We start from the raw sequence: 19,286 nt of genomic DNA on the forward strand, positions 1-19,286 counted from the left end.
CGGCGAACACACGCGGCATGCATTCTTGTCGAAGTCAGGCATCCGCAACTCTCGCGGAAACGTGCGAGCAGTTGTGCATCTTCCAGGACGGGTGCGCGACCTTCGGCTGTGACAGACTGTAGTGGTGATCACCATCGTGCAGATATCCAAGCCCATCAAACCAGTGCCCGGCAGGGCCGTCACCCGGCTCTCCGAACTCGTTGCGGCCGCCACCGAGGAGATCTGCGGCGACTCACTTATCGTGTCAACTCCAGAGCGCTACGCCTCTTTCCTCTTAACTCCCGGGAAGACCCACAAGATCGTGTACTTGCTTGCCGTTGAGGGCGAGCTGAGCGCGCGGGTCACGTCCGCCTACGGTTTCCCTCTCGTGGCGGGTTCTCCCGATGGGGTTGCCCTGTGGGAGAACTGGTTGAGCAAGCACCCCACCTCGATCACTCCCGAGGCGCCCTGGGACAACAGGGTGCTGGGATCGTGCGAGGTCACGGTCCCGATGAAGGAGAACCTGGACAGCGCGTACGTTGATTTCCAATCGCTCGAGCAAGATGCCGACGTGTTGGCTCCGCTGTGGGAGGTAGCCCAGCACATCCTCCAGGTCGAGGGGCGAACAAAGGTGGGATCGTGGACCGACAACCCACTTGGCGATGAGCTGTCCGCACCCTCCTCCACTCTCTCCTTCAACCACACCCACATCTCCCACTTCCTGGCCGATGCTGGCTTCGAGGTGAACCAGAACGAGCAGTGCATCCGCCTCGACCTACCCGTGGCAGAGGAGACCTTGAACTCCAAGGAAGCCGAAGCCAAGCAGAAGGCCGAGGGCTACCGCTTCATCTCGTGGGAGGGTCCCACCCCTCCGCAGTACCTCGAGAAGTACGTCAATCTCATCAACGCCTTCCACGCCGACATCCCCACCGTTGGCCTCATCTCGAACGAGATGGAGGTCGATGTTGGTCGGCTGACGCTGGCCGAAAGCAATGACGTGAAGCGCGGGACCTTGCAGGTCGTGACCGCGGCAGAGCACATCGAGACGGGTGATCTCGTGGGATACACGAAGTACGACCTGTACCGGGATTCTGTCATGGCGGTGCAGGAGGACACCCTCGTTCTCAAGGACCACAGGGGCCACCGCCTTGGCCTGCTTGTCAAGATCGAGAACCTCCGCTACCTCCAGGAGCACTACCGGGATCGCACCATCGCACAGACCTGGAACGCCGGCGAGAACGATTGGATGATCGCCATCAACGGCCAGCTTGGCTACCAGCCCTACATCGCCTCCGGCCAGTGGCAGATCGAACTGAAGCACTGATCTCTTTCGTCACTGTTTCACCCTTTCGCCACTGTTTCACCCTGCCTTCCTGGCGCTATCCGACACCAATGAGTGTTTCTGTGTCGGATGTGAAGTATCTGATGTCAAAGGAACAGCATCTCCGCACTCTTGCAAACCCTTCTCAAAGGGGCAGGGACTATATCTTTCGCTGAAGTGCCGACGTAAGATCGGGGCGGAGGTACACGTGAGTCACGATCATTCCCACGCCACGGCGCATACGAATCGAACCAGGCTGATCATCGCCTTTTCAGTCACCGCCACGATTCTCGTTGCCGAGGTGATTGGAGCTTGGTGGACGGGAAGCCTCTCGCTCCTTGCTGACGCCGGCCATATGTTGACGGATGCTGGTGGCTTGCTCATGGCGCTGGTCGCCACCCACCTCACGCTTCGTCCCGCCGTCAAGCAGCGCACCTGGGGTATGAGGCGAGCCGAGGTACTCGCCGCTGGCATCCAAGCCACGATCCTGTTCGGTGTTGGCATCTTCGCGATCGTCGAGGGCATCAGAAGGCTCATGAACCCCGGCGAGGTGCACGGAAGCGGGCTCCTGATCTTCGGCATTGTTGGCCTTGCCGGCAACGTCATCTCCCTTGCCGTCCTGTCGGGAGGCAGAGGATCGAACTTGAACATGAGGGCTGCGTTCCTTGAGGTCGTGAACGACGCCCTCGGATCCGTCGCTGTGATCGTGTCCGCCATCATCATTCAGACAACGGGCTGGGTGCAGGCGGATGCCATCGCCGGCATGATAATCGCCATCCTCATCATTCCCCGCGCCATCATCATTCTTCGCGAGTCCGGCTCGATCCTTCTCGAATCCACACCCAAGGGCCTTGATCTCGACGAGGTGCGTGAACACATGCTGGGGTTGCCTCACGTGTTGGCGGTGCACGACCTGCACGCCTCGCAGATCTCAACTGGGTTCCCAACTCTGTCTGCTCACGTCGTTCTGGATGACTCGTGCTTCGAGGACAATCACGCTCCCCAGATCCTTGATTCGCTCCAGACCTGCGTGAAGAAGCACTTCCCGATCAGCATCGAACACACGACGTTCCAGTTGGAGCCGGCCTCGCACCCGCGCCACGAGTTCCCCACTCACAGCTAACGCAGGATTCTGTTTCAGCGAGCCTGGTCACCATTTCTTAACCTGCTGGCAAGGCGACTCACCTTGAACCGTGGTTCTGAGGAAACCTCTGGTCAATAGGTTGAACATGTGCGTATTGCAGTGTTTACCGAAGTGTTCGCTCCGAAGATCGATGGAATTGTCACCCGGTTGACCAACACAGTCACCGAACTTTCCAACCTCGGTCACGATGTTTGCGTGATCGCACCCGGCCCCGGCCCCGACAACTACAACGGGATCCCCGTCTTCCGCCTCCCTTCGGCACCGTTCAAGCCCTGGTACCCGGAGGTCCGCGTCGGCATGCCGACCTTCGGCGTGAACGCTCAGATCAATAGGTTCCGTCCCGACATCATTCACGCAGTCAACCCGGTTGCTGCGGCCGCCTGGGGCATTGTGCTCTCTCGCACCCAGAAGCTTCCCCTACTTGCCTCCTACCACACGGCCCTCCCCCAGTACACGGAGGACTTCGGCCTTCCCGTGCTGAGGAAGCCATCGGAGGCGTGGATTCGTCAGCTCCACAACCGTGCCGATGTCAACCTGTGCCCCTCGCTGCCGATGGTGGAAGAGGCTCGCGCGCTCGGCATTCAAAGGGTGGGCCTGTGGCCCAAGGCCGTTGACACCATCAAGTACCAGTCGACCAAGTACTCGGCCGCCATGAGGGAGCGCCTCACGGGTGGCAACCCCTCCGACCCGCTCATGCTCTACGTCGGTCGCGTCTCCGCGGAAAAGAACCTGCTCTCTCTTCGCCCCCTGCTTGATCGCCTCCCCGGTGTTCGCCTCGCCTTCGTTGGCTCCGGTCCGTTCGAGAGCGAACTGAATAAGGCCTTCGCGGGAACCAAGACCGTGTTCACCGGCTACCTCCACGGCGAGGATCTCGCGGCGGCCTTCGCCTCAGCCGACGTGTTTGCCTTCCCCTCCCTCACGGACACTCTCGGTAACGTCGCCTTCGAGGCCATGGCATCCGGCACCCCGGTCGTGGGCGCCAACGCCGGCGGCATCCCCGACATCATCAACGAGGGCGAGAACGGTTTCCTTGTTAATCCGGCAGATACGGACTTGTTTGCTGATCGGATCAACCAGATCCTCACCCGCCCGGATCTCGCGGCGTCTCTCACCGCGGGCGCCCTAGCTTCGGCCCGTGGCCGGTCGTGGCGGGCCGCCACCATAACCGTGGTCGACTCCTACCAGGAGGCCGCGTGGCGTTCGCACTACCGCAGGGGCACTGCACTCCCCGCGGGTTGCGAGCTCCCGGCAACCGCCTAACCAACAACCGGCGACTGCCCCTCGGCACCTAAAAACGTCAGAAAAACTGTCCGAACCAGTTCTTAGACTGAAGGCGCGGTCAAACAACCCACCGAAACTGTTGTTTTTCTCCTTTCGTTTGTTGTGATTCGGTTGGTAGCAGGTCACTCGAGTCTGCCCCGCCGCGTTCCCAGGCGGGGCAGACTCACGCTTACCCCAAGGACGACCATGCAGGCACCACAAGAACTCTGGTCTTGAACCTCGGGTTAGCGGATCTAAAGTCGAGTAACTACCCGGTGAACAAGGATCACGAACGCTCGTTGCTAACCACAGACTCCCCCTGCCCACCACAGACTCTCGGTTCTCCAAAATCTAGAGATTTCTGTCCGAGGCCCCCTCTAGTGTGTAGACATGGTCAGAGGCCACTGCGGTTGATGTTCATGATTGTTTCGTTCCTTTCAAGCTGACCCTTTGGGTTGGTAACAGAATCTGTCCCGCCACATGTGTGGCGGGACAGATTCTGTTCTAGGTAGCCATCTCACCGAGTTACCGGATTGTTTGCTCGCTCGGTTACCTGATGACCTAATCCGATGCCTTCTCTTCGCTCTCTCGAGCGTGCTGCAGCATGCGCTGGACCAGATCCTGGTAGTGGTCGGTATCGGCCGACTGCACGTAGGCGGAGGAGAGCCTGAGCGGATCCCCGTGGAAGTAGTACTCGTAGAGTCCCTGACGGCCTGCGAAGGATGAAACTGAGGCATCGAATCCGAGATTGAAGAGATGGACTCGTTCGTGACCGGGAAGGGTCCTGCCCTGAAGATACTTGTCGACGTCCCCTGCCATCTCCCCCGTCATGTCACCCTCGTATGGCAGGGCGGTGAGGCCTGAGGCACCGAACTTGCGCACCATCTCCCCGAGCTTGGGGAAGAAGCGGGGATACCAGTTGCGAATAGCGATGAGGGGCGCGACATCGGGCTGGAAGAACCCGTACTCGTTCACGAACCCATCGATCTCTGCGGCGCGAAGGGCGGACTTTCCGAACTGGACTGCCGCGAGCGCCTGAGCAATGTCGTCCTGGATGTGCCCGTACGCGTCGATGCCAATGGCCTTGGACAGCTCGATGAGAAGCCCGGCATAGAACTCGGTCTTGACCGTGGTGCGGGTGACGGACTGGTGCGCCATGAGAGCAGTCGCTCCCGTGGCGGTGAACATGACGTTGGACTTCCGTGGGTGTCCGAGCAGGAAGACCCGATCCCACGGAACTTTAACGTTGTCGAAGATGCAGACGGTGTCGATCTCTTCGAAACGGGTCGCGAGGGGCTCCTCGTGCTCGCTTGCTCCCTGGTGAAGGAGCCTGCGCCCCAGGAGCTTGAGGCCCTCGATGTCGGACGGAACCGCGAAGGCGAACGAGTACGGCATGTCATCCACGCCGTCACGGAGCACCGTCTGCGGCATGACCAGGATCTCGTTGGTAATCGGGGCGTTGGTTGCGACCATGCGGGCACCCGAAACCGTGATCCCATCATCGTCTTGAGCGACGATGCGGAGGGTGGAGTCGCCACCCGCCTGCTCAGTGGCAGAGACTGCGCGGTTCGTTTGTGGGGAGCCGACCGTTGCGGTGAGGAGCAGATCGTTCTCCTTCACCCAGCTCACGTAGTTGCGGATGTTCTTCTCGAACTGGGGGTCGGCCTCACCGAACCAGGACCCCGCCTCCGCGAGGGCCATCAGGCCCGCGTTGAGGTAGTCGCCCGTCCTGCCCAGCATGCCGCCGGAGTACTCGGCCCAGGTGCGGGCGGCGATCCTGCGACGCACGAGATCCTCCGCCGATCTCGGAACGAGGAAGGACATGGCGTGGCGGGTGCCGTTCTCCTCGAAGGTCAGTTGGTCCGCATGCTCCCCCACCTGCATGTCATACAGATCGGAGTAGGAGGAAATGATCCCCGAGAACGCGGGATGGTCAACAACGGAATCAACCCTGCCATCCAGGTACACCATGGGAGACATGCTCCGCAGGGAATCAACGTATGCTTCGCCGTTTCTTGCCGTCATCAAACCCTCACATCAAGTGTTCGCGACCGAGAACGGTCTCGGAGATCTCGGTGAATCGCGAACCATTAAAACCAAGCGGATCGCCCCTGCGGGACCCGAAGGACTGCACCTCACCTAAGACCAGCGTGTGATCGCCACCGTCGTAGTTCGCCCACGGGGTGCATTCAAACCAGGCCAGGGAACCAGCGAGTCTCGGCACAAGCTCCCCCTCGAGCCACTGGGGAGAGTCGTTGCGCTTGCCAGCAAAGTGCTGAGCCACATCCAACTGCGAAGACCCGAGCACGTTGACCGCGAACGGGCGATCGAGAAGAGCGTCGTGGGAGGACGACGTGCGCTGAATCGACACGAGGAGAAGCGCGGGATCAAAGGACACCGATGTGTAGGAGTTGACGGTGATGCCGCGGCGGACACCATCCGCCTCAAAAGTCACAACACAAACACCGGTCGGGAACCGCGAAAAGGCGGTTCTCAGCTTCTGCACCTCGGCTGGTTCCGGCAGTGGCCTCGGCTCGCTCCGCTCACCCAGCTGCTCAATAAACTTGTCCATCTACTCCACTTCCTCCCACAGAACAGTGTCAGGCCTCGCCAACCCTGGCAAGGCCTGACCGCTACAAGCGAACGATGCTAGCTATTGCGAGCCACGAGCGTGTTCGACGCCTGCGCAACGGGACGAATGATCAGCGAATCAATGTTGACGTGATCGGGAAGCTCCAGGGTCCACATGATCGCCTCAGCAATGTCGTCGCCCACGAGAGGCTCATCGACACCCGCGTACACGTTCTCGGCGGCCTCCTCCGACCCCAGGCGGTTGAGGGAGAACTCTTCGGTCTTGACCATGCCGGGACCGATCTCGATGATCCGGATCGGCTCACCCACAAGCTCCAGCCGCATCGTGTTCGGAAGCATGCGCTCAGCGTGCTTCGCGGCCGTGTACCCGGCACCACCCGGGTAGGTGCCGTGAGCCGCCGTGGACGTGAGGAACACGTACGAGCCCTTACCGTGCTCGCGGAAGATCGGGAGAACAGCCTGCGTGATGCGGAGGGTGCCCAGCACGTTCATGTCGTACATGGCCTGCCAATCCTCGATCTTGCCATCCTCAACCTTATCGGCGCCGCGAGCGCCACCCGCGTTGTTGACGAGAGCGTCGATGCCGAACTCGCGCGCGCGATCGGCGAGCCGCGCAACGTCCTCATCCTTCGTCAGATCCGCGGTGATCCACTCACACCCTGTCTCCTCAGCAAGGGCAACCAGGCGCTCCTCACGCCTCGCAGTTGCCAGCACCTCCCATCCGGCGCTGCGTGCCCTGCGAACGGTTGCTGCTCCAATTCCGGTCGATGCTCCAGTGACAAGTACTTTTCTGCTCATACCGTTAAGTCTCCCAATAACTCCTCGGATAAGCTAGCGACATGATTGGATTTTTGGGATCTGGCAACATGGCACGCGCGATTGTCGCGGGGCTCGTCAACACGGGTTACGACCCGGCAGAGATCGTGGTGTCCGCGAGGGACCCGCGTAATGCTGAGAAGCTCGCGCAGTCAGAGGGAGTGGACTTTGCTCGCTCGAACGAGGAACTGATCGACATGATCGGCCCCGACGGCACCCTCGTCATCGCCGTCAAGCCCCACATGATCAAGGGCATTTTGGAACCCCTCCACGACGCACTCTCAGAAACCTCGATCCTCGTCGTCTCCATCGCCGCGGGCACCACCCTCGCCACCCTCGAGTCTCTCCTCCCCCAGGGCCAGGCCATCGTCCGCGTCATGCCGAACGTCAACTCGACCATTGGTGCTGGCATGAGCGGGATCTGCGGCAACGACCAGGTGGACGAAACCCAGCTCGATTCGGTGTTCGCCATGTTTGATGCAGTCGGCGAGGTCGCCCACATCGCGGAAAAAGACTTCCCTGTCTTCAGTGCGCTCGCGGGGTGCTCACCGGCGTGGACATTCGAGTACATCGAGGCACTCGCTCGCGGCGGTGTCGCCAACGGTCTGCCAAAGTCGCAGGCGGTCCGCATTGCTGCCCAGGCCGTGCTCGGCTCCGCACAGATGGTGCTCGCCAAGGCCGGCGACGGCCTCTCCCCCAACAATCTCCGCGACACTGTCTCCTCCCCCGGCGGCACCACGATAGCGGGCCTGATCGCCATGGAGGACGCCGGCTTCAGCCCCGCGGTCGTCCGCGGCGTCCAGGCAGCAGTCGACCGCGACAACGCTATCCAGCAGGGAAAGTAAGACGACGCGGTCGACCAGGCAACGCCACCCACTCCGGGCATGCTTCTGATCACCACAAGCATGAGATAACAGAACTGCTCCCCGAACAGAAGTCCGGGGAGCAGTCCTTTCTGATCCCGCCAAATGGTTCATGGGGCGCATGCAATGAGTTGTGCGATAGGTGCGCACGTGCGTGTGCGGATGCGGGACCGGGTGAGCAAGCCGCTTGAGTGACCAGCTTGCCGTGATTTTTCTCAGCCCTTCATGGAGACGCCCTCGCGCCAGTAACCCATGAAGGCGACCTGGGAGCGGTCGACACCGATTTCGTTGACGAGGAAGCGGCGGAGCTGCTTGACGACACCGCTCTCGCCCGCGATCCAGTAGTAGGTGCCGTGGACGGGTGCGGAGATGTCGCTGACGCATTCCCCAGCGGACGAGTATGCGGGGGTCTCCCACACGAGATCGTCCTCGGCGCGGTCGGGTGACACGGCGGAGATCCTCGCATCGTCGGACACGTCCCAACCGAGCGCGGGGGCGAGCCTGGATCCGTGGAGCGCTCCCTCGCGCGGGAGCCACGTGACTCCGTGGTGGGGTGCCGCGTCGATCGTCACGCAGTCCTGGTTCGTGGGCACCTCGATGTAGGCGGTGCAGGGAACGGTCGACTGCTCCTTGGCGAGGTCCTCGAGGATGCGGGCGATGGCTGGGGCGGCTGTTTCGTCCCCGAGGAGCACGATCCTGTCAGCATCACCGCTGTTGAACTCGATGCCGCCGGAGGCAGCCCCATCGCGGGGCGCGATGATGACGATCTCATCGGACACGGCAGCATTCTTGGCCCACTGGGCGGCCGGGCCGCTGACGCCATCCATCTCGTGCATGACGAAATCAACCGAGATCCTCGTCTGATCGTTCTTCCGGTCGAGATACCTCATGGAGTAGGTACGCATGACCCCACGCTCGTTCTCGGGGATCTCCAGCCACTCCCTGTACCAGTTCTCACCATCGGCAATGACGGGGAGGGAACCGGAGGTCGGGAAGATCAGCTTGATGCGCTGATCGAAGCAGGAGCCCGTGACCAGGCTGTCCAGGTCCGGACCGGTGAAGACGATGCGGCGGAAGTTGGGTGACAGGTCGGCAATGTCATCAACGAACGCGCGGATGGGACCGAATGTAGCCATCGTCCCTACCTTTCTGAGTGGTGGCGGCCCACCGGCATGACCAGCGGGGTGTGGGACACGGGATCGGGGTGCACCTGGCAGCGGATCCCAAAGACTTCTTTCATGTTCTCCGGGGTCACAACCTCATCTGGGGCGCCCTGGCAGTAGATGGCACCGTCCTTCATTCCCACCAGGTAATCGGAGTACCGCGCCGCCAAATTGATGTCGTGGAGGACCATGACGATCGTGGTGTTGGATTCCTGGTTGAGGTCGGTCAGGAGGTCAAGAATCTCGAGCTGGTTCGCGAGGTCAAGGTAGGTGGTCGGCTCGTCCAGCATGAGGATGTCGGTTTCCTGCGCGAGTGCCATGGCGATCCACACGCGCTGGCGTTGACCACCGGACAGTTCGTCGACCGGTCGCTCCGCCAGATCCGTTGCGTGCGTGGATTCGAGGGACTTCGCCACGACCTCGTAGTCGCGTGGCGACCAGCGTCCCAGCATGCCCTGGTGGGGGTGGCGGCCGCGACCAACGAGATCGGTCACGACGATGCCTTCGGGAGCGACCGGGGACTGCGGGAGCAGGCCAAGGATCTTTGCCAGCTCCTTTGAGGGGCGCGAGGCAAGCGGCGTGCCATCGAGCAACACCTCGCCCGAGATGGGCTTGAGGAGGCGGGACATGGCACGCAGGAGGGTGGACTTGCCGCACCCGTTGGGTCCAATGATCGAGGTGATCTTGTTTTCGGGAACGTGCAGCTCCATCCCGTCAATGACGGTGCGTTCGCCGTACCCGAGGGAGATGTTGCGGGCTTCGAGGGTATGTTGCGTCATAGTGCTCCTCTGCGGTTGGATCGAGCGAGTAGGTAGATGAGGAACGGAGCGCCCAGGGCTCCCGTGAGTACGCCGACCGGGTAGCGGGTGCCCAGGAAGTACTGGCTGACGAGATCGGCCGTGAGGATCACGAGGGCACCGACCGCCGCCGAGGGGATCATCAGGTTACCGCCGGGGCCGACGATGCGGGCGGCGATCGGTCCTGACACGAAGGCAACGAAGGCGATCGGGCCGCAGGCTGAGGTGGCAACGGCAATGAGGATGACAGCGCAGACGATCATGACGATGCGGGTGGTGTTGACCTTGACCCCGAGACCCTTGGCAGTCTCGTCCCCGAGCCTCAGGACGTTCAAGCTTCGGCAAAAGGTCAGCATGATCGGGATGAGGAGGACGACGGTGAGGGCAAGCGGTGTCGTGCGCTCCCAGGTGGCTCCGTTGAGGGAACCGGTCAGCCAACGCGTTGCCGTGGGCAAGTCCCACGTGCTGGCCTGAGACAGCGCGTACGTCACGACCGACTGCAGGAGAGCCGCAAAACCAATTCCAATGAGGATGAGCCGCGTGCCAGCAAACCCGCCCTTGTATGACAGCAGGTAGATGAGGAGCGCAACAGTAAGGGAGGTGACGAGAGCGAGAACCGATACCTGGCTCTGCCCCATGCCGAATACGACGATGCCGATGGCACCGGCTGCGGAAGCTCCCGAGGAGATGCCGATGATGTCCGGGGAGGCGAGCTGGTTGCGGAGCATCGTTTGGAAGGTCACGCCAGCAGCGCCGAAGGCGATGCCGGCGAGCAGACCCATCGTTGCCCGCGGAAGGCGGAGAACACCGACCGTGAAGCTCGCACCTGGCACATCCTCGCCGCGAATGACGGCCAGTACCTCAGAAGGTGAGTACACCGTCTCGCCCCACATGAGGCTCACGGCAAACACAACGGCCACGAGCGCAATGAGAATGGACGTAATGATGGTGCGGCGGAGGATCCTACCCTTGCGTGCGTCGCGCAGACCCTGAGCCTGGGCGGACATGGTCGCGCCGGTCTTCTTGGGCTTCATCTCAGCGCGAGTGGCAGCGTACTTCTGGGGACTATCCGCCTGGAGCAGGGATCGGGACTGCGTCTTTCCTTGGGCCTTGTCGTGCGAGGAGGCCTGTGCACCAGTGTCCGTGCGGAGGAAGGCTTTCACAGTTCACGCACCTTCTGCCTGCGCACGATCCAGATGAAGAAGGGTGCGCCAATGAACGGCATGATGATGCCGACCGCGATCTCGCTTCCGTCCACGAGGACACGACCGAGGGTGTCGGCAAAGAGAATGAGGACGGCTCCGGCCAGGGCCGAGAGCGGTAGCAACCACCGGTGGTCCGTTCCCACGAGGAGGCGGCACAGGTGCGGAACAACGAGACCAACGAAACCGATGGGGCCAGCCAGAGCAGTTGCGACACCGCAGAGAATGACGGCACCGATTGAGGACACGATTCGAGTGCGCATGACGTTCTCACCCAGTCCCGTTGCCAGCTCGTCGCCAAGTGCAAGGGCGTTCATGCCCCTCGCGCTGAAAAGGCAGATGAGGGCACCGACGATGAGGAACGGGGCCGCCAGGCTCAGTCTCTCCCACGTGACCCCGCTGATTCCGCCGATCTGCCAGTGCCGGAAGCTGTCCATGACATCGATCCGGGGCAGCAGGACCGCAGATACCATGGCCGTCAGTGCCGCGGAGGTGGCGGCACCCGCGAGCGCCAGCTTCAGCGGCGTCGCTCCCCCACGACCCAGCGAGCCCACGACGTAGACGAAGGTGGCTACGGCGGCGGATCCGATAACCGCGAGCACCATGACCGTCACGGGGTTTGTGACGCCGAAGAAGGTCATGCCCGTGACGACGGCAAGCGATGCTCCCGCGAGGATGCCGAAGATCCCGGGATCGGCGAGTGGGTTGCGAGTGACCGCCTGCATCGTCGTTCCCGACATGGCGAGGGCCGCGCCAATGATGACACCGAGAACGGTGCGCGGGATGCGGGCATAGGCGGCCGCCTACTCCCCCGTTTCGGTCTTGCCCTGAAGTGCCGCGAAGGCATCGGAGACCGAGATGCTGCGGACTCCAAACATGATCGAGCACAGGCAGGCCAGAACAAGGAGGCCAACGAGGACGATCAGAGTTGTTTGGCGTGACCACCGGTACCGAGGCTTCTCGGTACCGGCAGGCGCCTGAACGGTTGCGCTCATGGACTAGTTGAGGGCTTCCTCAAAGAGAGCGAAGTAGTCATCGATGCCCCACGCGATGGAAAGCGGTGAGGAGTTGGCCGCGGCAGCGAGCGGGCCGTTACCGAGGAATACGACGTTGCCGTTCGCGATGGCGGGGATGCGAGAGAGAAGCGGGTCGTTCTGCCACGCCTCCAGGCTCGCCTGGTTCTCGGCATCATCGTCGGAGCCGTAGGTGATGAAGAAGTCGACGTCCTCGAACGCCTCGGGGTTCTCGGCAGAGACCTCGATGTAGAACGTCTCGGCGTCCGCGTTCTCCTTGAGGATGCTTGCGGTGTCGAAGCCGTTATCGAGCAGGAAGCTCTGGCGCGGGTCGAGTTCGGTGTAGACACCGATCTTCGACATGTCGGAGTTGTCGATGAAGGCAAACACGGGCTTCGTGCCGCGCAGGGACTCGTGGTTATCGAGGGCCGCTTCGATCTCGCCGTGCAGCTCCTCGATGAGGGCCTCACCCTCCTCGGCCTTACCAAGGGCGGTCGAGTTGATCTCGATCATTTCCTCAAGAGAAGTGCCCCACGCCAGGTCCGGGTACGCAACGGTCGGAGCGATCTGGCTCAGCATGTCGTAGTCCTCCTGCGTCAGACCGGAGTAGGCCGCAAGGATGACGTCGGGGTTCGTGTCGGCGATAGTGTCGAACGGAATGGAGTCCGTGGCGTCGAACAGGACGGGGGTCTCGCCACCGAGTTCGGTCAGGGCGTCCTCGACCCAGGGCAGCATGCCGTTGTCGTCATCGTCGCCCCAGGTCACCTTCTCCATGCCAACCGGCACGATGCCGAGGGCAAGGGGGACCTCGTGGTTATTCCAGGCGATGGTGGCGACACGGACCGGCTCTTCTTCGATGATGGTCTCGCCAAAGGCATGCTCAATCGTCACAGGGAATGCGTCGGCAGAGTCTGAGGACCCGCTATTCTCATTCGATGAGTTCTCAGCGGTGGGCGTCTCGGCATCCTCGTCTGAGCTACATGCCGTCAAACCCATGGACAGTGCGGCGACCGCCAGGCCAGCCACAATGCGACGTGTGGTCATTGATACTCCAGTATTCAACGTAATGTCGGAGGCGGTGGGCCTTAGCCTCATCTCCATCCCGAACCAACCGCTTAGGTTAGGCTTGCCTAACTTTACACAGAATTACGCAACACACAAAGGACTTAATTCCTAGTAACTACTTTGGAATCTATCCATTTTTGTACCTATTTAGACTTGACAAATACGCAAAATAAGCGCTAATTGCGCGCAAACGTCCTGGCACAACGCCACATCGAAAACGTGGGGATGAGGCGATCGGGAGTCTGCGGCGCGGTCAAGGCAGGGTTGCGGCCAGGAATCGACCAACAGAATCATCCCAAATAGTGACGGAAACAACAGGGAAAATTGTCGAAACAGCGTCCTTGACGCCTGCCCAAGGTTCTAAATATGCGCCCCGGCTTCTTCACTATCCGACTCGGAGCCTGCCTTGGTGCCCTACTTGTTTCAGCGCCTTCCCCAACATCCGCCTTGGCTGGGTCTCGCGTTGGCTGGGCCCCACTCCCGCGAGGTTCTACTCGTACTGGGCCCTGCTCTGACTAGGTCCCTCCCCGGCCTGGTCCTGCCTTACTCTTGATCCTCGTATGTGAGGTAATGGCCAAGCCCGCGCACCGCGACAACGGGGTGGTTGGGGTAGGCATTCATGAGGATCTCGGCAGAGGCAACGAGGTTGGCTCGCAGGTTGACTTCCCCCGCCACTTCGTCCACGCCTGCTGCATGGTTGGTTCCGGTCAGGATGACGCCGGGGCGCCCGCCGAAGCGTGCGTCGAGGCCGCGCCTGATCTCCCGCACGCTTGCGAGCGGGTTCTTGGGAGGAAGGACCGCGATTCCCGTGGGCGTATTCCCCTCGCTCAGGGTCCCTTCCGTTCCTTGCTTGACGAGCCTACCTTCGCAGATGGCGACGAGCTTGCGGGAGATAATGACGATGTCGCCCTGGGCAAGCCCGGTGCGCAGATCTGGCCACACGAGAGAGTTGAGTGCGGGCGAGATGAGTGCGGCAACATCGTCCTTCGTGGTGGCCTGCGGAATGTTCGGTACGGCAACCATGTGGAGTGAACTGTGCGGGGCTTCCATGGGCACCAGATTACATAGCGACCCCAAATCTTCGATGGTCGCCAAATATGAAACAATTACGCCATGACTGAGAACGCTTCAATCGTCGCTGCTGTAAACGCACCGGACAAGGTGAGCCTGGATGGCCTGGAAACCAAGTGGGGTACCGCCTGGGAAGAGAACGGCACCTACGCTTACGAACTGACCTCGCGGGAGAACACCTACTCTATTGATACTCCTCCCCCGACCGTCTCCGGTTCCCTCCACGTCGGTCACGTCTTCTCCTACACCCACACGGATGTTGTGGCCCGCTACCAGCGCATGAAGGGCAAGCACGTCTTCTACCCCATGGGTTGGGACGACAACGGCCTGCCGACGGAACGTCGCGTTCAGAACTACTACGGTGTCCGTTGCGACCCGTCCCTCCCCTACGTTGAGGACTTCGTTCCCCCGCACAATGGTGGCGACGGCAAGTCCATCAAGTACGCCGATCAGGTGCCGATCTCGCGCCGCAACTTCATTGAGCTCTGTTGGGAACTGACCGCTGAGGATGAGCGCCAGTTTGAGCACCTGTGGCGCACCCTTGGTCTCTCGATTGACTGGAAGCAGAACTACCAGACCATTGGCTCGAAGGCCCAGAAGGTGGCCCAGGCCGGGTTCCTCAAGAACCTGGAGCGCGGCGAGGCCTACCAGGCTCAGGCCCCGGGCCTGTGGGATGTCACCTTCCAGACCGCCGTTGCTCAGGCTGAGCTCGAGGCACGCGACTACCCGGGCGCCTACCACAAACTTGCGTTCCACGGCGAGGCCGGCGATGTCGTCATCGAGACGACCCGCCCCGAGCTCCTCCCCGCCTGCGTTGCTCTCATTGCCCACCCCGACGACGAGAGGTACCAGCACCTGTTCGGCACGACCGTGACCTCCCCCGTGTTTGGTGTGGAGCTTCCCGTTCTCGCCCACACCGCGGCCGAGAAGGACAAGGGTGCCGGTATCGCCATGTGCTGTACCTTCGGTGACCTCACCGACGTCCAGTGGTGGCGCGAACTGTCCCTGCCGCTGCGTTCCGTTCTCGGTAAGGACGGTCGCATCCTCGCAGAGACTCCCGAGTGGATCACCGCTCCCGAGGGTGTAGCTCTGTACGAGGAGATGGCGGGGAAGACGATCTTCTCCTCCCGCAAGGCAGTGGTCGACAAGCTCACCGAGACGGGAGAGATGATCGGCGAGCCCGTCAACACCCAGCGCATGACGAACTTCTTCGAGAAGGGCGACAAGCCGCTCGAGATCGTGACCTCCCGCCAGTGGTACATCCGCAACGGTGGCCGCCCCTACGAGGAATCAAATGGCAAGGACCTCCAGGAGAACCTCCTCGAGGCCGGCAAGGAACTGAACTTCTACCCGGACTTCATGCGGGTGCGTTATGACAACTGGACGAAGGGCCTCAATACCGACTGGCTCATCTCCCGCCAGCGCTTCTTCGGTGTGTCGATTCCCGTCTGGTACAAGGTGGATGAGAACGGCGAAACCGACTTCTCGGCAGTCCTCACCCCCGACGAGTCCCAGCTCCCGATCGACCCCTCTTCCGACGTTCCTAACGGTTACACGGAGGATCAGCGCGGCAAGCCGAACGGCTTCGCAGGCGAGGTCGACATCATGGACACCTGGGCAACCTCGTCCCTGTCTCCCCAGATCGCCACCGGTTGGCTGACCGACGATGAGCTCTTCAAGGCAACGTACCCGATGGACCTGCGCCCCCAGGGCCAGGACATCATCCGCACGTGGCTCTTCTCCTCCATGGTTCGCGCCCACCTCGAGTTTGGTGAGAACCCGTGGAAGAACGCGGCGATCTCCGGCTGGATCCTCGATCCCGACCGCAAGAAAATGTCGAAGTCGAAGGGCAACGTTGTGACCCCTCTCGGCCTCCTAAAGAAGCACTCCTCCGACGGTGTGCGCTACTGGGCGGCTTCTGCTCGCCTCGGCACGGACGCAGCGTTCGAAGAGAACCAGATGAAGATCGGGCGCAGGCTCGCCATCAAGCTTCTCAACGCCTCAAAGTTCGCTCTCACCATGGGTGGCGACACTGTCGAGTTCAACCCCGCCATAATCACCCTCCCGGTGGACCAGGCCATGGTTGCTCGGATTGCAACCGTTGTCGATCAGGCAACTGAGGCTCTCGACAACTACGACCACACCCGCGCACTCGAGGTGACGGAATCCGCGTTCTGGGCCTTCTGCGATGACTACCTTGAGCTCGTCAAGGACCGCGCATACAACCGCGATGATCAGTTCTCGCTGGCCGAAACCGAGTCTGCGCGCTCCGCGCTTGCCCTGTCGGTCGACGCGTTCGTGCGCCTGCTTGCCCCGTTCATCCCCTACTCGGCCGAGGAAGTATGGTCCTGGTACGCGAAGGGTTCCGTCCACAAGGCGTCCTGGCCCACCTCCGCTCCCCTGCGAAAGGCCGCGGGAGACGCAAACGAAGATCTGCTCCGCGTTGCCGGAGAGGCTCTCGCAGTTCTGCGCCGAGTAAAGAGCGAGAATAAAGTGTCTCAGCGCACACCCTACGCCTCAGTAGCTATGATTGCCCCTAAGGCAACTCACGAGCAGATCGAGTCGGTCCGTGCTGATCTTCGTCACGCGGCACATGTTCGTGGGCCACTTGAGGTTAGCGAGGGCGACACCATTGCTGTTGCTAGCTACGAGCTGGATCCTGCACCGACCAAGAACTAAGGCTCCGGTCAGCGCTGACACGAAAGGGACACAATGACAGATCAAGACCGCCCGGTGAGCTTCACCGAAGGTACGGTGACAGTCCGGGAGGACCAGAACATCGCGAAGATGCTTCGCGACCGTACCGAAGAAAACCCGAACAAGGTTGCAGTCGAAACAAAGACCGCTCTCGGAGATGCGTGGGTGCCCGTCACCTATCGCCAGTTTGAAGACACCGTGCGCGCCCTGGCCCGCGGCTTCATCGCACTTGGCGTTCAGCCCGGTGACCGCGTCGGCATCATGTCCCCCACCCGCTACGAGTGGAGCCTTTTCGACTTCGCTCTCTGGTATGCGGGTGCCTGCGGCATCCCGATCTACGAGACTTCGTCCCGTAGCCAGGCCGAGTGGATTCTGTCCGACTCGAAGTGCCGCATGATCATTGTCGAGAACGCGGCCCTGCGCGACACGGTCGCTCCCCTGCTCGACAGCATCGATACTCTCGAGCAGATCTTCGTCATCGACGAGGAGGCGGTCGATCAGGTCATCGCCAAGGGCGAGGACATTGATGTGACCGAGGCTGAGCGCATTATTGACGAGCGCATCGAGGGTACCAAGGCCGATGATCTCGCAACGATCATCTACACCTCCGGCACGACCGGTCGTCCCAAGGGAACGCTCCTGACTCACCGGAACCTGCTCCACGTTGTCTACAACGGGCCAGCAGATCCCGACCTGCACAACATCGTCGCCGGCGATGGTACGCGCACCCTCCTGTTCCTGCCGATGGCGCACGTGTTTGCTCGCTTCATCTCGATTCTCACGTTCGAGGCCAGAGCCGTGATCGCTCGCTCCCCCGACACGAAGAACCTCGTGGCGGACATGCAGTCGTTCAAGCCCACGTTTGTTCTCGCTGTCCCCCGCGTGTTCGAGAAGGTCTACAACGCCGCTGATGCGAAGGCGAACTCCTCCAAGGTCAAGGGGCCGATTTTCCGCCGCTTCGCCAAGGTTGCCATCGCCTACTCGCGGGCCATTCAGACCCCCGAGGGTCCGAGCGCGTGGCTCAAGGCCCAGCACGCCCTTGGTGACAAGCTCGTGTACTCGACCCTCAAGGAGCTCCTTGGTGGTCAGCTCAAGCACGCGATCTCCGGCGGTGGTCCCCTCGGTGAACGTCTCGGGCACTTCTTCCGTGGCGCCGGCATCACCATCTACGAGGGCTACGGCCTGACAGAGACCTCGGCACCCACGACCGTGAACCGTCCCGGCCACATTAAGGTTGGTTCCATCGGACAGGCGTATCCCGGTTGCTTGGTTTCGGTTGCTGAGGACGGCGAGATCCTCGTCAAGGGTGATCACGTGACTCCCGGTTACTACAACAACGAGGAAGCCACAAAGGATGCCTTCACCGAGGATGGTTGGTTCCGTACCGGTGACCTTGGTTCAATCGATGATGAGAACTACGTGACCATCACCGGTCGTAAGAAGGAAATCATCGTGACCGCCGGCGGCAAGAACGTCGCTCCAGCGGTTCTGGAGGATCGACTTCGTGGCCACCCCATCGTTTCACAGGTCGTGGTCGTTGGCGACAACCGCCCCTTCATTGGTGCCCTCATCACCCTCGATGCCGACATGCTACCCGGCTGGCTCTCGAACAAGAGCCTGCCTCCCATGAGCATCGAGGAGGCAGCAAGGAATCCTCAAGTCATCGCAGCTCTCGACCGCGCGGTCACCCGCGCCAATGAGGCGGTCTCCCGCGCCGAATCGATCAGGAAGTTCAATGTCCTCACAACCGACTTCACGGTCGACAACGACTACCTGACGCCCTCTCTCAAGGTGAAGCGACACAAGGTGCTCGCTGACTTCGAGAACGAGATCAACTGGATCTACGAGAAGAAGTAGTTAACAAGTAGAAGTAGTGAGTCCGGGGTGGCAGTAAATGAATACTGCCACCCCGGACTCTTTCGCTGTATTTGTGGGATTTCCAATCACATCTGAGTCGAAGACTTCGCAGGTATGAGATTCGGCGACAACGAGTCAGGACTCCTTCTGGATTTCCTCGTGGTGCCTGATGACCTCAGTGACGATGAATTTGAGGAACTTCTCTGCGAACACGGGGTCGAGTCCCGATTCTTCTGCGAGGGTGCGGAGGCGAGCGACCTGACGCTCTTCACGGCCGGGATCCGATGCTGGGAGGCCGAGTTCGGCCTTGAGCTTGCCTACCTCTTTGGTACACCGGAAGCGTTCCGCAAGGATGTGGATGAGGGCTGCATCAATGTTGTCGATGCTGGCGCGTGCGCGCACGAGACCCTCTGGAATTTCCTGAGACTGTTCCACTTCTTCCCCCC

Annotated in this window: 17 protein-coding genes; 6 read left to right on the top strand and 11 right to left on the bottom strand. The window is 61.3% G+C overall.

All coding sequences use genetic code 11. The features are described from left to right. Nucleotides 1-124: 124 nt before the first annotated feature. The 3 genes from QMB98_RS07825 to QMB98_RS07835 all read left to right on the top strand — a co-directional run bounded on the left by QMB98_RS07825 (nucleotide 125) and on the right by QMB98_RS07835 (nucleotide 3,704). Nucleotides 125-1,303, top strand: coding sequence for a hypothetical protein (locus tag QMB98_RS07825; protein ID WP_371685145.1), 1,179 nt, complete (start codon nucleotides 125-127; stop codon nucleotides 1,301-1,303). Between the two features lie 205 nt (nucleotides 1,304-1,508). Next, nucleotides 1,509-2,423, top strand: a complete 915-nt coding sequence (locus QMB98_RS07830) for a cation diffusion facilitator family transporter (protein ID WP_371685146.1) — start codon at nucleotides 1,509-1,511, stop codon at nucleotides 2,421-2,423. 108 nt (nucleotides 2,424-2,531) lie between these two features. Beyond that, on the top strand, nucleotides 2,532-3,704 hold the full coding sequence (locus tag QMB98_RS07835) for a glycosyltransferase (protein ID WP_371685147.1): 1,173 nt from the start codon (nucleotides 2,532-2,534) through the stop codon (nucleotides 3,702-3,704). Nucleotides 3,705-4,265: 561 nt separating this feature from the next. Here QMB98_RS07835 and hpaB read toward each other — a convergent pair. From hpaB to QMB98_RS07850, 3 genes are all read right to left on the bottom strand, one after another. Beyond that, the gene (gene hpaB / locus QMB98_RS07840) at nucleotides 4,266-5,729 is read right to left on the bottom strand and encodes a 4-hydroxyphenylacetate 3-monooxygenase, oxygenase component (protein WP_371685148.1); all 1,464 of its coding nucleotides are present in this window, start codon (nucleotides 5,727-5,729) and stop codon (nucleotides 4,266-4,268) included. Between the two features lie 7 nt (nucleotides 5,730-5,736). Then, nucleotides 5,737-6,276, bottom strand: a complete 540-nt coding sequence (locus QMB98_RS07845; protein WP_371685149.1) for a flavin reductase family protein — start codon at nucleotides 6,274-6,276, stop codon at nucleotides 5,737-5,739. Nucleotides 6,277-6,353: 77 nt separating this feature from the next. Continuing rightward, nucleotides 6,354-7,094 (bottom strand): SDR family NAD(P)-dependent oxidoreductase, encoded by a 741-nt coding sequence (locus tag QMB98_RS07850; protein WP_371685150.1) that lies wholly within the window; start codon nucleotides 7,092-7,094, stop codon nucleotides 6,354-6,356. 41 nt (nucleotides 7,095-7,135) lie between these two features. On the opposite strand from QMB98_RS07850, the gene proC reads away from it, so the two are divergent. After that, a complete protein-coding gene (gene proC, locus QMB98_RS07855; RefSeq protein ID WP_371685151.1) occupies nucleotides 7,136-7,957 on the top strand; it encodes a pyrroline-5-carboxylate reductase in 822 nt (273 codons plus the stop codon). A gap of 233 nt (nucleotides 7,958-8,190) precedes the next feature. On the opposite strand, the gene QMB98_RS07860 is transcribed toward proC, so the two are convergent. The 7 genes from QMB98_RS07860 to QMB98_RS07890 all read right to left on the bottom strand — a co-directional run bounded on the left by QMB98_RS07860 (nucleotide 8,191) and on the right by QMB98_RS07890 (nucleotide 14,265). Further along, a complete protein-coding gene (locus tag QMB98_RS07860; RefSeq protein WP_371685152.1) occupies nucleotides 8,191-9,111 on the bottom strand; it encodes a siderophore-interacting protein in 921 nt (306 codons plus the stop codon). 5 nt (nucleotides 9,112-9,116) lie between these two features. Further along, a complete protein-coding gene (locus QMB98_RS07865; protein WP_371685153.1) occupies nucleotides 9,117-9,917 on the bottom strand; it encodes an ABC transporter ATP-binding protein in 801 nt (266 codons plus the stop codon). Then, nucleotides 9,914-11,098, bottom strand: coding sequence for a FecCD family ABC transporter permease (locus tag QMB98_RS07870; protein ID WP_371685154.1), 1,185 nt, complete (start codon nucleotides 11,096-11,098; stop codon nucleotides 9,914-9,916). The genes QMB98_RS07865 and QMB98_RS07870 overlap by 4 nt, the downstream gene beginning before the upstream one ends. Further along, a complete protein-coding gene (locus QMB98_RS07875; RefSeq protein WP_371685191.1) occupies nucleotides 11,095-11,922 on the bottom strand; it encodes a FecCD family ABC transporter permease in 828 nt (275 codons plus the stop codon). The genes QMB98_RS07870 and QMB98_RS07875 overlap by 4 nt, the downstream gene beginning before the upstream one ends. A gap of 18 nt (nucleotides 11,923-11,940) precedes the next feature. Beyond that, entirely contained in the window at nucleotides 11,941-12,132 is a 192-nt protein-coding gene (locus QMB98_RS07880) for a hypothetical protein (protein WP_371685155.1), read from the bottom strand. A gap of 3 nt (nucleotides 12,133-12,135) precedes the next feature. After that, nucleotides 12,136-13,194 carry an iron-siderophore ABC transporter substrate-binding protein gene (locus QMB98_RS07885; protein ID WP_371685156.1) on the bottom strand — a complete coding sequence of 353 codons (1,059 nt, stop codon included), beginning with the start codon at nucleotides 13,192-13,194 and terminating at the stop codon, nucleotides 12,136-12,138. 564 nt (nucleotides 13,195-13,758) lie between these two features. After that, nucleotides 13,759-14,265 (bottom strand): hypothetical protein, encoded by a 507-nt coding sequence (locus QMB98_RS07890; RefSeq protein WP_371685158.1) that lies wholly within the window; start codon nucleotides 14,263-14,265, stop codon nucleotides 13,759-13,761. A 63-nt stretch (nucleotides 14,266-14,328) separates the two neighbouring features. Between QMB98_RS07890 and valS the strand changes: the two genes are divergently transcribed. Then, nucleotides 14,329-16,965 (top strand): valine--tRNA ligase, encoded by a 2,637-nt coding sequence (gene valS, locus QMB98_RS07895; protein ID WP_371685159.1) that lies wholly within the window; start codon nucleotides 14,329-14,331, stop codon nucleotides 16,963-16,965. A 33-nt stretch (nucleotides 16,966-16,998) separates the two neighbouring features. Beyond that, nucleotides 16,999-18,840 carry a long-chain fatty acid--CoA ligase gene (locus QMB98_RS07900; RefSeq protein WP_371685160.1) on the top strand — a complete coding sequence of 614 codons (1,842 nt, stop codon included), beginning with the start codon at nucleotides 16,999-17,001 and terminating at the stop codon, nucleotides 18,838-18,840. A 135-nt stretch (nucleotides 18,841-18,975) separates the two neighbouring features. On the opposite strand, the gene QMB98_RS07905 is transcribed toward QMB98_RS07900, so the two are convergent. Further along, complete coding sequence (locus QMB98_RS07905; protein ID WP_371685161.1) at nucleotides 18,976-19,275, bottom strand: chorismate mutase; 300 nt, start codon at nucleotides 19,273-19,275, stop codon at nucleotides 18,976-18,978. Nucleotides 19,276-19,286: the final 11 nt, after the last annotated feature.

The sequence above is a fragment of the Flaviflexus sp. genome (assembly GCF_041440645.1).
Lineage (GTDB): Bacteria > Actinomycetota > Actinomycetes > Actinomycetales > Actinomycetaceae > Flaviflexus.

Excerpts from the sequence above, each read along its gene's own strand:
- hpaB (WP_371685148.1), bottom strand. The coding sequence starts at position 5,729 with ATGACGGCAAGAAACGGCGAAGCATACGTTGATTCCCTGCGGAGCATG.
- QMB98_RS07850 (WP_371685150.1), bottom strand. The coding sequence starts at position 7,094 with ATGAGCAGAAAAGTACTTGTCACTGGAGCATCGACCGGAATTGGAGCA.
- QMB98_RS07865 (WP_371685153.1), bottom strand. The coding sequence starts at position 9,917 with ATGACGCAACATACCCTCGAAGCCCGCAACATCTCCCTCGGGTACGGC.
- QMB98_RS07845 (WP_371685149.1), bottom strand. The coding sequence starts at position 6,276 with ATGGACAAGTTTATTGAGCAGCTGGGTGAGCGGAGCGAGCCGAGGCCA.
- QMB98_RS07900 (WP_371685160.1), top strand. The coding sequence starts at position 16,999 with ATGACAGATCAAGACCGCCCGGTGAGCTTCACCGAAGGTACGGTGACA.
- QMB98_RS07890 (WP_371685158.1), bottom strand. The coding sequence starts at position 14,265 with ATGGAAGCCCCGCACAGTTCACTCCACATGGTTGCCGTACCGAACATT.
- valS (WP_371685159.1), top strand. The coding sequence starts at position 14,329 with ATGACTGAGAACGCTTCAATCGTCGCTGCTGTAAACGCACCGGACAAG.
- QMB98_RS07885 (WP_371685156.1), bottom strand. The coding sequence starts at position 13,194 with ATGACCACACGTCGCATTGTGGCTGGCCTGGCGGTCGCCGCACTGTCC.
- proC (WP_371685151.1), top strand. The coding sequence starts at position 7,136 with ATGATTGGATTTTTGGGATCTGGCAACATGGCACGCGCGATTGTCGCG.
- QMB98_RS07880 (WP_371685155.1), bottom strand. The coding sequence starts at position 12,132 with ATGAGCGCAACCGTTCAGGCGCCTGCCGGTACCGAGAAGCCTCGGTAC.
- QMB98_RS07860 (WP_371685152.1), bottom strand. The coding sequence starts at position 9,111 with ATGGCTACATTCGGTCCCATCCGCGCGTTCGTTGATGACATTGCCGAC.